Here is a 16197-nt window from a genome sequence, read left to right as displayed (position 1 = left end):
TTGCTAAGCTAGTGCAAGGCATTGTCTTTGCTTATGAAGCGCATTTTATTTGTATGGCTAGCTCTTTTTTCAGGCGCATGCGGCATCGCAGGCTATGGAGCTCACTTCACCCAACAGAGCTGCGAAGGGCAAGAAAGTGTGTGCGATGAACTCAATAGCACCGAGCCCACGGGTGATGCCTGTCTCGTTTGGGCGTGCAAAGACAATCCGAGTCTAGGTAAAAAAACGTGTCAACCTGTTACTGTCGATAGCGACAGCGACGGGGCTCCGGATCCGGGTTGTGAAAGTGATGGTCAAGTCGCCGATTGTAGACCCGAAGACAATAGCATTTTCCCTGGCGCAGAAGAGCTCTGTGATTCGATTGATAACGACTGCGACACGATCATCGACGAAGACGCCGAGCGCATCATCACAGCGAATACTTATGCTATCGCGGATACACAAGCCACAGGGATACGCTATGCTGACATCGCCGATTCAGGAAATATTGTATCGCTTTTTTTTGGATCGACAAACGCATCGCCTTCGGTGGCCTTTGCCATGGTCCTGGAAAACTTTGGGGCCGAATCGCCACTTACGCTCAATCCTATCAATCCAGATCGGGCAAACAACACCAATGCAGAAACAACTTTGGAAAACGCAACAGAACTAGCGTTAGCGGAATACGGCAACCAATTTGCCTTAGCCTCAAATAAAGCAAGCGTGGGCAATGTCCACGATGTCGCTATTGCAGGACTGGCCAACGCCATCTCAAGTGGTACCGAATGTTATGCCTCCCCTTGTCAAACTGTCGTTTTCGACAATGATCTGTTCCTTAACGGTTTTTCGTTAGACACGTCATTATCCGTCGCTCAACTTAGCCTGGGTGCGCTTTCAAATCGCTTCCTTATCGCTACAATATTATCTGAAGCACACTGCACCGCCGATTGCACTGCACCGGAACACGAAGCTGTAGGACTTTATACCGCGTCGCAGAACAACAACGCCGAATACCTCACTCCCCATGATGTCACGCCGGTATTGCTGGGCGACGCTGGCACTCCGCGCAAAACAACCGACGACAGAGGCCCTGCTGTGCTTGGTGTCGATGGCTTTGGTTGGTTGCTTGCCTTTGCTGACAAAGATGAGCAACGGATCGTGATTTACAAAGTCACTTGGGATGAGAGCAATCAAGAGCTTGTGCCTTCTTCGACTTGGCTGTTTAGTTCCGCCAAACAAAACGCAGTGATTAGCGATGTCGCGTTGGTGCAAGGACCCGTTTCGGGCAACGTGCACACGCTTGCCCTCGCCTATCGCTATGGCGATGATACCAACGCTATAGTCGTGATGGAGTTGTTAGAACTTGATACCCAAAGCGACAGTCTTGTGCAAACCGGCCTCTACGAAGCCGAAAACAGCCCCAACGCCACACTACCACAACGCAGACCGGCCGTGGCATGGCACTCTGAAACACTGGGCTGGATTCTAGGCTGGGATGAAGTTGAAAGCAGCGATAGTAACTACCTCATCACGATTCGTGTCAATACTTCGGCCGAAATGGTTGGCAGCAACCGCTATGAACTTTACAAAGGCAGTAACGCCGACCGTAGCACCTACAACATTGGAGCGATGAATCAAGGCATGATGATCAAGATTCTCGAAGATGGTTGGGGCGTTTTCAGTTATGCCGAAGACGCAGGCCAAGGAAATTTTGTTTCGGCTCGTTTGTCTTGCGTCGCTCCCTAACGACTTGCAACACACGGGTGATATGGCGTTCATATGTGCCCCTGAATCACAACTATGGCAAAAATGGCACATCTCGCACTTGAACGTGCTGTGTTGGAAGTGAAATTACGTGGTTTATCTGGGAAAGCACTGTTGGCATCATTTTTGCTGATCCGGTAGATCATGCGAAAAGTTTATAGCCATTTACTTGTTATCCTAGGACTAAGCCTCGGCAGCGGCTGTGCTCAAAACACAGCGTACCGGCGCAGTGCGGTGGTGCCAACACCCATTGGGGAGCCCTTGGCTTCCCCGATGAAGAAGGATTGGCAATTTTCAGGCGGCATCAGCGTCACCGACACGCTCACTGACGAGGTAGGCACCGACGGCGATCCCGCCATGCACGCCGCCCAACTTATGTTTCATGGCATCGCACGGCGCGCTATCAGTAAATACTTTAACATCGGCGCTCAGGCTTTTTGGTCGAACCGTGCTTTTTCTCAAAAAACAACAGTAGGCACGCTTGATGTCCCAGATGACAATGTCTGGGGCGCGGGTCTAAACGCGGCGCTTCAGATTCCTATCGCGCAGTCTGGTTGGACTTTTGGCACTGCGCTTGCCGGAACAATCGTGATTGCGCCTTGGGCAGTCTGGCAGCTTCAAGATGACACCACAACACCAGCTACCTACAGCTTGAATGACAGTGGCCACGATGGATTGTTGCTCTATCGACTATCGATCAGCATGAACTATGATTTTTCCGAAGCCTTTGCGATGTTTGGTGGACTTTCACTGCAAAACTCAGCCAGCAACATTGGCTTTGGCAACGCGCCCCAAGACGGCTCTACACTGACTTTTACACGACACGGCGTCGTGCCCTTTATCGGTGTGAACTATCATTTCATTCCAGAAAGGTTTGCCCAACTTCAATACTATGTACCGCTCGGCTACCCTCAGTTTGGCGGTTTGTATGAAAACGCTTTCGGCGGCTTTTCCCTAAACATCGGCGCTGAAATCTAAAATTACGCCAAATTTCGTGGACAAACTCTGTTTTTGGATGAACTGCTTGCACAAAGAAGACCGAGTGCGCATGCTAGATTCATGGGCCGATGGATTTTGATCGTACTTGTATTATGTGCTTCAAGTTGCAGCACAAGCACCGCAAAGCACGGCGAATCGGTAACCAAAGCCACGTCACAGAAAACAAACTCGGCCGAAGATCAAAACGAAACCCAAAAGGAAGAGGCGACTGTGAAAACACCAGCAAAAGCCCCAAGCTGTGCCCTCACCGATGAAGAGTGGAAAGAAAAGCTCAGCCCAGAGGAATATGCCGTACTTCGCGACAAAGGCACCGAGCGCGCTTTTTCTGGCAAGTACTACAAACACAAAGAAAGCGGCATCTACCATTGCGCGGCCTGTGGCGAACCGCTTTTTAGTTCCGATACAAAATACGACTCGGGCAGTGGCTGGCCAAGTTTCTTTAAGCCGGTAAGCGAAGATGCGGTGCGCTTCGAGCGCGACGCATCACACGGCATGGTGCGCACCGAAGTCATCTGCGGCAATTGCGGCTCTCACCTCGGTCACGTCTTTGACGATGGTCCAAAACCCACAGGCCAGCGCTACTGCATCAATTCCGTCTCCCTAGGCTTTTCCAAAGCCACAGACAAAGCCAAATAACCTCACCCACCGCCCCCGCGAGCAAAGCGAGCCCGCTGGGGAGGGAGCCGACGCGCATAGCGCGTTCGGGAGGGGAGACGCGTGTCTCCCCTATTTGGAGCGCTGCCACGCAGCGGTACAAACTGTTAAAGCTCAACACTTAACCAACTACAAAATTACCTCACCCAACACCCCGCGAGCAAAGCGAGCCCGCTGGGGAGGGAGCCGACGCGCATAGCGCGCTCGGGAGGGGATTCGCGTGAATCCCCTCTTTGGAGCGCTGCTACGCAGCGGTACAAACTGTTAAAGCTCAATACTTAACCAACTACAAAATTACCTCACCCAACACCCCGCGAGCAAAGCGAGCCCGCTGGGAGGGAGCCGACGCGCATAGCGCGCTCGGGAGGGGATTCGCGTGAATCCCCTCTTTGGAGCGCTGCTACGCAGCGGTACAAACTGTTAAAGCTCAATACTTACCCAATTCCGAAATTACCTTCCCACCTGCCCCAGTATGCTAAAATAGGCAAGTGAAAGTTGTTGGCATTTGGCTTGCCCTGTTGCCTTGGTTGGGACTTTGTTTCGCTTGTCAGGGGCAAGTCTCCAAACAGAGCGTTTGTGGCTCACGTGCAAAACTTACCGCACTTGAACCTGGCGCTGTTTTGTTTCCGTCTAACATTGAGCCCCTCGGACTACCCTTTCCGACTGGATACAAAATTCAGATTCGTTCCGGCTACGGTCCCAATGCAGGATCTCAACTGCACACCGGAATTGATTTGACCTACAAAGGCAATGACTACTACGCACTCGATTTGCAGTATGCAAACGAAAGCAACGGCGGCCTTGGCAAACCGGTAATAGCACCACTCGATGGTATCGTTGCACTATCCGGTTGGGCCACCGGCGGCTGGTCCAACTTTGGAAGACGTGTTGTGTTGCGTCACAATCTTGAAGATGGCCATTACTACCACAGCCTTTACGCGCATCTAAAAAGCATCGACGATAAAATCACCGTAGGCGCTACCGTCAAGAAAGGGCAGTTATTGGGCGAACTTGGTCAAAGCTGTCAAAACCAAGACGCCTGCAGCTCCTTTGATTGGCCGCATCTGCATTTCTCCATTCACCAAGACAGCAATATCGGCGGCACCGGAACCGGCAGCTCCTATGCCGGGCTGGCCGTCCTTCCTGAGCCACTCGATAAAGCCGAAGACCTCGAGCGCTGGGATACGCTATTTTCTCAGACTGAAGCGGTGGACTGCGCACGCGAAGACTGCATCGCGCCCGACCCCTGTGCAGATAACCCCGATGCGGGTCTATGCCTGCCAGCGCCTCCGAAGCCTGCACCCATCGTCGATCAGGATTCTACCGCAGAGGCTGAGGCTAATGAGGAGTGTTTATGACTCGTCCTCTTCCGGAGCGAGCAGATCATTCGCCATCTTCGCACGTACCGCATCAATTAGATTGTTGATCTCGGCAAGCTGGGATTCAATAAGTGCCAAGGTCTCTTGGCGATGTCTCTCATACGCTTGATCAGCAGACTCACCTTCTGCCAGTATCTTTTTTTTCTCTCGTTCGAGACTATCTTTAAGCCGCACTAGCCTTCGCAATGTCTCCAAAGGATCGCCTAACTTTGAATCAGCAGAAACCCCGTTAGATCCAGCCTCAAAGAAGTAAATGCTCCTCAAAAAAAGCTCGGTGTCGCGCAAAACGGCTTCAGTGTCGCGTCCTAGGAAAAGCACTCCAAAACCAGCAGCCTCCAAACTTTGAGCCCGAAGCTGAACCTGTTCGGGATCTTCCAGTAAAGAATGAACGTCGCGAAAACTTTCGCTAACTAACTGCCACTGCTCAGCAAGATTTCGATCCGTTGAATCGCGGGCAACAAGCGAGGCGAATGCATCCAAAAGCAATGATGAAACTTGACTTGCTTCGGCTGTCATAAAAAACAGTCTCGTTTCATCCAGGAGCACGTTTGCGTACGCTTGGGTCCGGCCTTGCTCTCGATCAGGGGAGCTCTGCAACGCTTGCTGGATATGCCAGCCAAGCTCAGTAAGGAAAGCCTGGACATCAAAGGAAAGCAAACCTGCGCGATGCAGAGAGTCAACCACGAGCAAAACGGCGGCAGCAAACACCAACACCCCTACGGCGCCTATCAACACCACCCCCGCAGCAGCAATCACAACCCGATCACTATTGGCCTCGAGGTCGGCCGCTGGACTTACAGCGCATGCACAAAAAAGACTTGAGCACAGCACGATAGCCACGCTGGCGCGCCGCATCGAAGGGATAGAAAAAGCATTCATAAAACGTAGTGACCATAGCAAAGGATCGGAGCGCTAGCTACGTTCTCGAAATTATTTACTTTTCCGCCATGAACAGCTTGAGCCCGGTTCTATGCCACGGCTTGCTCGAGCTTGGGCATGTCATCGGTGTGCACCAAAACGATAAGAACCATACCGGCCTGCAGCTCAAGTTCAGCCGAAGGATTGTAGCGGTAGCTTCCGTTCGGCTCGCGCACTGCAATCACAAGGACATTCGCTTGGGTCCGGATTTCCGATTGTCGAAGGGTCGAACCAATAAGCGATGAGTTTTCAGGAATCGTCACTTCTTCAACACGTAAGGTATGGTCCTTGTCGCGCAGCATGATATCCAAAAACTGCACAGCCTTGGGCCGAATCATTTCGCTGACCATGCGAACCCCGCCGATATAGTTGGGAGAAACCACCGTGTCTGCACCAGCGCGAAGCAATTTGGGTCCTGCGCTGAGTTCCACGGCTTTGGCAATGATGCGCAGCTTTGGATTAAGCGCACGGGCTGAAATCGTCACGAACAAGTTGTCTTTATCATCATGTAGCCCAACCACAATGCCCGAAGCGCGTTCAATACCAGCATCATGCAAGCAAGCATCGTCGGTTGCATCGCCAAGCACGAAAGGAAATTCTCGTTCGGCAGCGGCAGCAATACCAGTAAGTCGTCCCTCGTTGTTATCAATCACCACAAAGGGATGCTTGGTTGCGATGAGTTCATGCACCACGTGCATGCCGGTAGTTCCGACACCGCACACGACGATATGATTTGAGAGTTCTTCGATTTGCTTGTTCATTCGCTTTCTCCGAAACACGTTACGCAAGTCGCCTTCAACGATGTAAGCCGTAAAAGTCGATGCAAAATAAAGCAGCGTTCCGCTGCCAAGCAGGATCAACAGGCTCGTCCAAAGACGCGCGTAATCGACTTGCCCAAGGCCGGGCAGGGTCTCGGCGTAGCCCACCGTCGAGACTGTGATAATCGTCATGTAAAGGCATTCATCAAAACGCCAACGTCCCGCGCCCAAGACAAAGTAGCCCATGCTACCGATGGCAAACATGACTAGCAAAAACACGGCTGCCACGTACAAATGCCGAAGCAACTTATCGTGCCGCGCGCTCATGGGATCAGACTGGTAACTTAGGCGGAATAACACAGGCGTTCCAGTCACTATCGTATCACAAAGCCGCTATATACAGCCACAAAGTCGCCGTGAAGCAAAGAGCTCAGCTAGAAATCACAAATGTTGTTAGGAATGTTGGTGATAAACGATACATCAGTGCAGCCGGTCACGCCAGATGGGCTAAGCCGGCAATCTTGCGGTGTGATGCAAGGCACCGTACAGCGGTATTCAGTGGCGCCTGCGCTGATACGATAGCAATAGCCGGAGCGCGGATGATCGCCATCGCATTGATCATGCCCGGTATCGCTTTCACCCTCACAAGGCGTCGTATCGAAACCGGCATGCGCCGCGCAGGTCGAGACACGCAACTCACAAACATCACCGGTCTGCCCGTCGATACTGATGGCTCCTGGATAAAGTTGCGCATAAGGCTGACCTATTGCGGTATTGCAAGTCCCTCCATATTCCGATTGAAGCTTCAAACAAACAAAACCAAGGCCACTTGAATCCCCCTTGTAACGCTCTTGAACACAAAGATGCCCTTCTGCACACTCCGCATCTGAAACGCAGCTTTGGCAAGTACTCTTTGAATGAAGCGGCGTATCGGTGCATTGTTTGCTTACGTTGTCACAGGCATTGGCTCCTTCGGCACAAGCCATATTGTTTTCGGCGCTGCACTCAACGCATTGACCATCATCGCACGCTGGCGTCGCTTCCAAATGCGCACAATCACTCTGCGTGACACACGCAACGCAACCGCCGCTGTTGAAGTCGCAACGCGAAGCATCTGCCAATCACACAACGAAGCATCATCGCATATTAAAGCGCCAGCATCCGTATTCTTTTTAGAATCCGACGAGCAGCTCAAAGCGAGCAAGCTCCATAGACACAACCACAGGCAATAAGCAAAACATCTAGCGTACACCATTCACCTCAATCCAAGCATGCACTCTTCTTTCCCTACGGTCGACAGTGCAACGGGGTTCCAGCGCAATTTAGCGTTGGAGCGCAGTCCAAATTACCACCGCACTCATACGAGCAAAACCCCGCCCCGCTGCCGGCGCTGGGACAGTAACCATCATCCAAAAGACTCTCGCCGCAGCTAGTGTTGCTTGCGCAGGAAAGGCTTTGGGTGTCAGAAATGCCCTTGCAGGTCGTTGATGTCGGCGGAAAACAATAGTCCCCGATTTCACCATCGACACTTGTCGCGGATACTTTGCTCCGATAAGGCCGATGAGCGGTCACCGTATCGCCGCAACCCAACGAAGCATGCAAAAAACAAAAGCTTCCTACGGGCGTGCTGTCAAAAGTAAAACTTACGCAGCGTCTGCCTGCACTGCATTGATTATCGGCCGTGCAGCTCTCGCAAACGTCTTTGCTCCCCGTACTCACTTGCGTGCAGCTAAAATCCTCTTCACTGCAAAAAGTTCCGCCGCAATCGCTAGCTTCTGTCGCAATACGGCATTCAACACACTGACCTGATTCGCAATACGGCAAAGCGCTCAGGTGCACGCAGTCCAAGTCATTGATACATTCAGTGCACACCCCACCATCCAACTCACAACGCGAAGCCTCCGCGTTCATGCACCCGGCATTACCTACGCATTCAGGCCCACTATCCACTTGCGCGTCTGCTCCTGAATCCACATCAAACTCATCCAAAAACCGCGGATGCCTATCCCGGCAGCTCAGCGAAAAAACAAGACATGCCAAAACTGTCATATTTAATGCCAATTTCACGCCGTTTCTGTCAGTTAATGGACGAATTTCCGCCAATTCTGCCAAGCGACCTTTCTTCGCGTGCACCACAGACAAGATGGCCATCAAGTCCCTCCGCAATAGTCCACGCCGTTGCCGGAATTGGTGCAGCCAAAAGTATCTTGACACTGAGCAGGAGCACTACACTTATAGGTGCATTTGGAGGGGGAGCCGTTGACGGTGCGGCACAAAGCTCCGGAGATGGGCGTTTCATTGCCTCCAACTTGGCAGCTTCCGTCGGTGGTGCAGGGGCTAATAAACGCGAGCACAGCTTCGCAGCTGCTTAGGCTTTCATTGATACCGCAAAACTGCTCTGCTGCTTCGTCCTCACCAGCCAGCACGCTCTTTTTATTCAGCACCACCAGGTAAGGTCGCTCACACGTCGCGCTCAAAACCTTCATGCAATAGTTTCCATGAAAGCTTCCGTCGTAATCTAAAGGCACACACTTATGGTCGGCCACACACTCGGTATCACTTACACAAGGCTCGCAGGTATCGATGCTTGCTACCGTGGTTTCGGTGCAGCTGTTGTTCTCAGGGTCACAACTCTTGCCGTCACACGCACTTTCATCCTCAGGCGTGCACTGCACGCAGGCCCCGGCGCTGCACATATTCTTGCCGCTAATATGCGTGCAATCTGTATCCCTCATACAACCGGTGCATATCCCCGCATCCACCTCACAAAACGACGCCCCCGCATCCAAGCACACCGCATTGCTAACGCATCCAGAAACATCAGGCCCGGCATCCTCAACACACTCCGGACAATAATCAGGGTCACTTTTAGTCGTACGACACGCAGACAACATGAGCAGCGCAAACAAAGCCAAGTGTAACAAAAAGCTTTGATGCCGCGGCGAGGGGGCGCAGTGGATCAAGCGATTTGGGAGGGGCCCAAAACAAACGACAGTGCGGTTTTTGGGAAGGTACCAAGCGAGCGCCTGCGCGAGCGACAAGCTTGATCCACTGCGGCCCCTCGCCGCCTCAACGCCACAGGTGTTATAACATCCATGTTAAAACTCCCCCGCCAAGAAAGCATCGCCGCACGTCGTTCAGGATCCGCGCTCACCGTAATCGGTTGCGCCAGCAGCATATAAAGCCCCCCACCAAAGGCCGCCGCCCCACCGGCAAGCAAAAGCGCCGTCCAAGCATTGAAGGTCACCACTTCATCGCAACCACCCGTCGCATTCACGCCACTAGCGCATTCATCAAGCGTGGCCAAAGTCCAGATGGCCGGCACCAAAAGCCCAACGGCAGCCGCTCCAAACCCGCCCGCAATCACGTAGTTCCAAGCAGAAGCGCGCTCCTTCGGCTGCTCAATAGCGCCATCGGATCGAGTATCGCTCGGATGCCCAATGCCCCGCGTTTTGCCCTTCTCAGAAGCTTCGGCATAGGCCTTACGGCAAGCGCCCGCAATCTCTTGCCTAATCACTTCAGCACGTGCCTCAACGACATTCCCAAAAGCATCGTGAAAACTCACCACCACATCGTAAACACGCATTAGACCCGAACCGCTCCGCATAGCCCAGAGCGCAAGCCCAACAGCGACATCAGCGTGGAAGGCATCAAGCAATGCAGGGATGCAACTGCCCTCAACACAGTTCTGCAGTGACGCGTGCTCTTCATCGAGACGCTCGAGCACCTCTTGATGCGTAATCACCGTATAACCATTTTCCTTCAACGCTTCGATCGTCGTCTGCATGGCGTTGCGTTGATCGGCTGGAGAGATGCCATGATGACCCGCTATCGGAAGCATCACCGCGCTTTGAGCCAAAGCCGAAAGCGCAACGCACCACAGCGCCAAGGTCGCAATCGCTAAAACAAATGTTTTTGTTGCTCGTTTCATGCCAATGTCTTGCCTAAAATACCTTTATTGTGTTGCGTTTTGCATACGCTCTTTAATCTTCAGAAGCATTATCCTCGACACCAAAAATCGTCCTCAAGATATAAGTTATAGGCATCCCGACAAGGGGCACACTACCCCAAAGCAGCATGTCACTGTAGGGGCTCTGCACATTGCCTGTGCCCAGCACATCCACCGCGCCAAGAACGCCAAGCCCGACACCCGCCGCGCCAGCAAGCCAGGACCACCACGGCACGCCATCTTCGGGAGGCAAAAGCCATAGCAACGAAGAGCTCATGAGCACCGCGCCAGCAGCAGCAAAGGATTCGTAAAAGGCAACGTCGGCTAAGAGCGGCCCTTGACTGTCATAGTCGGCTGCGCCTACCCACGCGATGCCGTAGCTGAGCAAGCCCAGGCTTCCCAGTAGCCAGCCCGGCCAAGTTGCATGCGCCGCTCCAGCAGAATGCTCATCAGGTGCTGGCTGCCAAGCTTCCGTGGGCCTCGAGCCCACACCACGCAAGTCAAGCGACTGTCCCGCAAGCATGGCCGGCACCCCTTCACTAAGCGCCTCGCCTTCAAAACGCGAACCGGTCCATTTCACGAGCAGCGAAGCGACCACCTGTCCCTGAGCCAGTGGCAACCGGTCCACACGCAAGACCTGAGCTTCAGGCGTCGGTGTGACCAAAAACACCTCGCGCGCCTGAACGATTCGAGCAACGCGCAAAGCATCTTGCACACGATGCCTATTTTCTTGGGACACGGATGTGTACATCAATCCCAATTGATCACCGGTCACAAGCGCTTCATCAAAGGTGCTGTCAATATTGACTACGGTAGGCTCGCCGCCGACTTTGACGCGATGCACGCGATTGAGATCCCCACCACGGCAGTCAATTTGCACATGATACTCGCCCTTGGGAATGCCTTTGCGTTGATAGGGAGTGGTGCCGATTCGACGGCCATTGATGAACACATTACAGCCCGAAGGCTCACTTTGCACGTCCAAGGCTTGTTCCGGATGAGAGGCAAGATCATTATCAACACGCGCCATCAGTTCACGCACTTCAGGCGGATGCATGCGCACGGATGGCTTGATGTCCAACACAAGCCTGCGGCAATCGAGAGCCTGAGCATAGGCCTCCGCGTTTTTGCTTTGCGCAATCAGCGAACGCACTTCGTACAGACACACGTTGAATACTGACTCAGCAAGCACCGCATCGCGGTTGTAAAGTTCCGGATGTTTTTTGACCGGCGCAAGGCAATGGGTGACAGCTTCGTGCGTCTGCCGATGCTCATCACCGGAAGCATGATAGAGGGCTTTTTCGGCCCAGTGGTTAAGAGCTTTGACAGCCTTTTCATCCAGCATGCCATAGGGCACCGAGCCAAGGCGCTGATAACGCATGGCGGCTTCTTCTTCATAAAAGACAGGCATGCCAAGGCTGCTAAGCTCCTTTGAAAACTGAACAGCTGCTTGAAAGACCATGTCGTGATCAGCCGAGGCATCCATCGTGGGCAGAACCAACCAGCTACGTTCCTGCGCAGCTGCCACCGACGAGGCTGCGGTAAACCCGATTAAAACAACGAGAGCCGCCACGGGAATACGCGAAGTCTTACCGCATGAAAAAATAGAAGCGCTGAGGTGGGAGCGGGAACGCATGGTGAAAAAGTCCCGCTAACCATCACCTAAGTAATTGCCAAAGGCAAGGTTAAACCATGGCAAAAGCTAAAGAAATCAAGCTAAATTGCGGCTGAATCAACCTGATTGCTGGGATCACAGCGAAGACAACACAACCTGCTCACGCTATCTCATCGTATCGGACAGCTCGCCCTTCAAAAATCCGAAGCTTTGACGAACCGATGTTAACCCTTACTTTCGTTTTCCTCAGGAGCTAGCTGATATTGTGTGTTACTGAAGCCAAGTTTACGCCGACGCCAAATTGCAATCAACGGCTCAACCGGGATCGTATGCCGCTCCTGACTTTCCTCATCGCCCGGTGCCTCAGAGGGCCCCACACTGCGCTTTGCTTCGAGATCCTGGTTTTTGTACCGATGCCATGTATCGGAATGAGGGAACGACGGCCGAGTGGCCCGCTCCTGCGGATCCTTATTTGCCGAACTTAAAAAAGCTAACCATTTTTCAATCACGCTGGGCCTCCATTGTAGAAACATAAAAACAAGACATCAAACGAAGATGCAAAGCTCATGCCAGCCAAAAACCGCCAAAATTATGGCAAAAACCACTATGCCAAACAGTATACGAACAGCTCCTGCGCCACTTGGATCCAGGATCCCGCTTGATTACAACAATAAATTCCAGTAGACAGCTGCCACAGCGCGATAATTGGAATTCCAACCAAAAAAGCGCTGTTTTTTGCAATCAAGATAGAGCATAGCGCTGCCGCTAAGCTCCTATTTTTAGATACCAGACAAGAAATCGCGGCACAGGCCTTAACTCGCCGTAAACATTAGTGTTTTTAGGCGAGATCCTGGATCGGGTTGTACTCTTGGAGGGATTTTACGGTGATGGCTTTGCGGGGAGCTTCGATGGCGTCGGTGACGGCGCAGGCAGCCGGCATGGTGGTGAAATAGGGTACGCCCGAAACCAGGGCTTGGCGGCGCAAGGTGTAGCTGTCTTTGATGGCTTTTTCACCCTCGGTGGTGTTGAACACGAGGTGGATATCGCCAGAGGCGATGACGTCGACGACGTTGGGTCGTCCGCCTTCGATGACTTTATGCACGCTTTGTGCGAGGACTCCAGCATCTTGCATAGCGCTGGCTGTGCCGCGCGTGGCCGCAATCCTAAAGCCTAGTTTGTGAAGCCTTCCTGCGAGCTCGACGGCTAAGGCTTTATCAGCATCGCGTACACTGATGAAGACCGTGCCCTTTTCCGGCAAACGCATTCCTCCTGCAAGGACCGCTTTTGAAAAGGCTTCAGGGAAGCTCTCAGCAATGCCCATGACCTCACCCGTTGAACGCATTTCAGGGCCAAGAATAGTGTCAACGCCGGCAAACTTTGCAAAAGGAAAGACCGATTCTTTAACGCCATAATGCTTAGGCACGATCTCTTCGGTAAACCCGAGTTCTTTTAGACTTCGGCCAGCAAGGACCTGCGCGGCAAGTTTAGCCAGAGGCCTGCCAATCACTTTGCTCACAAAGGGCACGGTGCGTGATGCACGCGGGTTTACCTCAATCACATAAACCTTTTGTTGATGCACAGCATATTGCACGTTCATCAAACCAAGCACACCAAGCTCGAGCGCTAAGTCTTTGGTTGCTTCGCGGATTTCGTCCAAAACTTTCTTTGATAGCGTATGCGCGGGTAAGACGCTTGTCGAGTCGCCCGAATGAACGCCCGCTTCTTCCACATGCTGCATGATGCCGCCAATCACGACATCGCGACCATCGCAAATACAGTCGACATCGACTTCCACCGCATCTTTAAGAAACTTGTCGACCAAAATTGTGCGGGTCTCACCATCTTCGAGCGCCTCGACGGCACGCGTCATGTAATGCGCGAGATGCTCTTGATTGTGCACTATCTCCATGGCGCGGCCACCCAGCACGTAACTCGGTCGCACAAGCACTGGATAGCCAATCTCATCTGCAATCTGGAACGCTTCGCTCACACCGCGCGCAATACCACCGCGAGGACGGGCTAGACCAAGCTTCTGGAGCAGAGCTTCAAATTTTTCGCGGTCCTCAGCGCGATCAATCGCATCGGCAGAGGTCCCAAGAATCGTAGCGCCTGCGCGCTCTAAAGGCACGGCCAGCTTGAGCGGCGTTTGCCCACCGAACTGCACAATGATGCCGTCTGGTTTTTCGATGTCCACGATAGACATCACATCCTCAAAAAGTAAGCGGCTCGAAATACAAGCGATCCGAAGTGTCGTAGTCCGTTGAAACCGTCTCGGGATTGCAGTTGACCATGATGGTCTCAAAACCCATGTCACGCAGAGCAAAAGCAGCATGCACACAACAGTAGTCAAACTCGATACCTTGACCGATACGGTTAGGGCCTCCGCCAAGAATCATAATTTTCTTCTTGTCGGTGGGCTTAGCCTCATTGTCCGCCGAAAAACTTGAATACATGTACGGCGTAAGCGCCGGAAATTCCGCAGCGCAACTATCGACACGCGAGTAGCCGGGCACGATGCCATGCTCAAGACGCTTTTCTCGTACGGCTGCCCTACTCTGTCCTTGTAAACCGGCGATTTGCGCATCAGAAAAGCCCATACGCTTAGCTTCTGATAGGGCCTGTGGACTCGAATCGTTGCGAAGAATATTCTCCTGATGAACGATCTGCCCTAACTGCCGAAGGAACCAAGGGTCAATCTTTGTAATCGCATGCACTTCGTCTTCACTGATGCCCACGCGCAATGCATCGCAAAGATACCAAAGCCTATCGGACATCGGCACTGCGATGATTTTCTTTAGCGCATCAACCAGCGCCTGCCCTTTTACAGCTTCTTTGCCGGGCGGTATCGATTCGGCCAAACGCAAACTTTGAGAGACTTCTAGGCTTTCGATATGCTTGGCCAAGGCCACGTAATCGATACGATCAATCAACGACACCAGTCCCTCGCGACCGATTTCTAGCGAGCGCGCAGCTTTATGCAGAGCTTCTTTAAAGGTGCGTCCTATGGCCATGGCCTCGCCAACTGATTTCATTTGCGTACTGAGCTTTACGTCGGCGCCGGGAAACTTTTCAAAAGCGAAACGCGGAACCTTGGCAACCACGTAATCAATGCTTGGCTCGAAGGCCGAATTGGTGTTCGTGATGTCGTTGCGCAGCTCATCAAGGCGATAGCCCACGGCAAGCTTGGCTGCGATTTTAGCAATGGGATACCCTGTGGCCTTGGAAGCCAGCGCACTCGAGCGCGAAACGCGGGGATTCATCTCGATTACCAAAAGCTCGCCGTCGGCAGGATTGATGGCGAACTGAATGTTTGAGCCGCCGGTCTCAACACCGATTTCACTGATGATCGCTCGGCCGGCATCGCGCATACGTTGGTATTCACGATCCGTAAGCGTCATCGCTGGAGCAATGGTGATCGAATCACCGGTATGCACGCCCATCGGATCGAAGTTTTCAATCGTGCAAATGACCGCAAAGTTATCCGCATTGTCGCGAATTACTTCGAGCTCAAACTCTTTCCACCCGAGCACGCTTTGTTCGACTAAACATTCATGGGTTGGGCTCTGTGAAAATGCCCAACGAATCGCCTCATCAAACTCGGCTTGATTCTGAGCAATGCCGCCACCCGAACCGCCCATCGTGAAAGAAGGTCTTAGAATAATGGGAAAACCAATCTCATCGACTGCTGCTTGAGCCTGCTCGAGCGTTTTGGCGACTTTTGCCTTGGCGCATTTCAGGCCGATGCTTTCCATAGCAGCCTTAAACAACTCACGGTCTTCGGCTTTACGAATCGCATCGAGACTCACGCCAAGCAGCTTGACCCCGTACTTCTCGAGCACCCCACGTTCCGATAACGCCAATGCTAGATTCAGGGCAGTCTGCCCTCCTAAGGTCGCAAGCAAGGCATCGGGTCGTTCACGCTCGATAATCGCCTCGACGACTTCGGGCACAAGAGGCTCCACATAAGTGTGGTCGGCAAACTCGGGGTCGGTCATCACCGTCGCTGGATTGGAATTGACCAGAACAACTTGATAGCCTTCTTGGCGCAGCGCTTTTGCGCCTTGGGTGCCGGAATAGTCAAACTCACATGCTTGGCCAATTACAATGGGCCCCAGAACCAAGCAACAGAATCTTTTTGACATCGTCACGCCGAGGCATTTGGGCGGGATTACCAGAGCCCGC

General features: G+C 52.8%; 12 protein-coding genes and 1 pseudogene. 4 read left to right on the top strand and 9 right to left on the bottom strand.

Annotated features, from left to right (window positions below):
- Nucleotides 1-33: 33 nt before the first annotated feature.
- From IPJ88_11525 to IPJ88_11510, 4 genes are all read left to right on the top strand, one after another.
- Entirely contained in the window at nucleotides 34-1725 is a 1692-nt protein-coding gene (locus IPJ88_11525) for a putative metal-binding motif-containing protein (GenBank protein QQR88854.1), read from the top strand.
- A gap of 162 nt (nucleotides 1726-1887) precedes the next feature.
- A complete protein-coding gene (locus IPJ88_11520; protein ID QQR88853.1) occupies nucleotides 1888-2721 on the top strand; it encodes a hypothetical protein in 834 nt (277 codons plus the stop codon).
- Nucleotides 2722-2802: 81 nt separating this feature from the next.
- Nucleotides 2803-3378 (top strand): peptide-methionine (R)-S-oxide reductase MsrB, encoded by a 576-nt coding sequence (gene msrB / locus IPJ88_11515; GenBank protein QQR88852.1) that lies wholly within the window; start codon nucleotides 2803-2805, stop codon nucleotides 3376-3378.
- 506 nt (nucleotides 3379-3884) lie between these two features.
- Nucleotides 3885-4754 (top strand): M23 family metallopeptidase, encoded by an 870-nt coding sequence (locus tag IPJ88_11510; GenBank protein ID QQR88851.1) that lies wholly within the window; start codon nucleotides 3885-3887, stop codon nucleotides 4752-4754.
- Here the strand turns inward: IPJ88_11510 and IPJ88_11505 are convergent.
- From IPJ88_11505 to carB, 9 genes and pseudogenes are all read right to left on the bottom strand, one after another.
- Entirely contained in the window at nucleotides 4749-5654 is a 906-nt protein-coding gene (locus IPJ88_11505; GenBank protein QQR88850.1) for a hypothetical protein, read from the bottom strand. The genes IPJ88_11510 and IPJ88_11505 overlap by 6 nt on opposite strands.
- Before the next feature lie 89 nt (nucleotides 5655-5743).
- Nucleotides 5744-6778, bottom strand: a complete 1035-nt coding sequence (locus IPJ88_11500; protein ID QQR88849.1) for a potassium channel protein — start codon at nucleotides 6776-6778, stop codon at nucleotides 5744-5746.
- A gap of 107 nt (nucleotides 6779-6885) precedes the next feature.
- Nucleotides 6886-7572: a hypothetical protein gene (locus tag IPJ88_11495; protein ID QQR88848.1), complete on the bottom strand. Its 687-nt coding sequence runs from the start codon at nucleotides 7570-7572 to the stop codon at nucleotides 6886-6888.
- A gap of 166 nt (nucleotides 7573-7738) precedes the next feature.
- A complete protein-coding gene (locus IPJ88_11490) occupies nucleotides 7739-8602 on the bottom strand; it encodes a hypothetical protein (protein ID QQR88847.1) in 864 nt (287 codons plus the stop codon).
- Nucleotides 8602-9345, bottom strand: coding sequence for a hypothetical protein (locus IPJ88_11485; protein ID QQR88846.1), 744 nt, complete (start codon nucleotides 9343-9345; stop codon nucleotides 8602-8604). Before IPJ88_11485 ends, IPJ88_11490 begins: the two co-directional genes overlap by 1 nt.
- A gap of 65 nt (nucleotides 9346-9410) precedes the next feature.
- The gene (locus IPJ88_11480) at nucleotides 9411-10382 is read right to left on the bottom strand and encodes a hypothetical protein (protein ID QQR88845.1); all 972 of its coding nucleotides are present in this window, start codon (nucleotides 10380-10382) and stop codon (nucleotides 9411-9413) included.
- 52 nt (nucleotides 10383-10434) lie between these two features.
- Nucleotides 10435-12036 (bottom strand): PEGA domain-containing protein, encoded by a 1602-nt coding sequence (locus IPJ88_11475; protein QQR88844.1) that lies wholly within the window; start codon nucleotides 12034-12036, stop codon nucleotides 10435-10437.
- A gap of 203 nt (nucleotides 12037-12239) precedes the next feature.
- Complete coding sequence (locus tag IPJ88_11470; protein QQR88843.1) at nucleotides 12240-12524, bottom strand: hypothetical protein; 285 nt, start codon at nucleotides 12522-12524, stop codon at nucleotides 12240-12242.
- Between the two features lie 329 nt (nucleotides 12525-12853).
- Nucleotides 12854-16173, bottom strand: a pseudogene (gene carB / locus IPJ88_11465) (carbamoyl-phosphate synthase large subunit).
- Between the last annotated feature and the right edge of the window lie 24 nt (nucleotides 16174-16197).

This window comes from Myxococcales bacterium (genome assembly GCA_016699535.1).
Lineage (GTDB): Bacteria > Myxococcota_A > Polyangia > Polyangiales.
This window is presented reverse-complemented; position numbering and strand designations above follow the sequence as displayed.

What these genes read in the sequence shown, in the direction of transcription:
- IPJ88_11525 (QQR88854.1), top strand. Translation starts at nt 34, where the DNA reads ATGAAGCGCATTTTATTTGTATGGCTAGCTCTTTTTTCAGGCGCATGC.
- IPJ88_11520 (QQR88853.1), top strand. Translation starts at nt 1,888, where the DNA reads ATGCGAAAAGTTTATAGCCATTTACTTGTTATCCTAGGACTAAGCCTC.
- msrB (QQR88852.1), top strand. Translation starts at nt 2,803, where the DNA reads ATGGGCCGATGGATTTTGATCGTACTTGTATTATGTGCTTCAAGTTGC.
- IPJ88_11505 (QQR88850.1), bottom strand. Translation starts at nt 5,654, where the DNA reads ATGAATGCTTTTTCTATCCCTTCGATGCGGCGCGCCAGCGTGGCTATC.
- IPJ88_11500 (QQR88849.1), bottom strand. Translation starts at nt 6,778, where the DNA reads ATGAGCGCGCGGCACGATAAGTTGCTTCGGCATTTGTACGTGGCAGCC.
- IPJ88_11490 (QQR88847.1), bottom strand. Translation starts at nt 8,602, where the DNA reads ATGGCCATCTTGTCTGTGGTGCACGCGAAGAAAGGTCGCTTGGCAGAA.
- IPJ88_11485 (QQR88846.1), bottom strand. Translation starts at nt 9,345, where the DNA reads ATGTTGTCTGCGTGTCGTACGACTAAAAGTGACCCTGATTATTGTCCG.
- IPJ88_11480 (QQR88845.1), bottom strand. Translation starts at nt 10,382, where the DNA reads ATGAAACGAGCAACAAAAACATTTGTTTTAGCGATTGCGACCTTGGCG.
- IPJ88_11475 (QQR88844.1), bottom strand. Translation starts at nt 12,036, where the DNA reads ATGCGTTCCCGCTCCCACCTCAGCGCTTCTATTTTTTCATGCGGTAAG.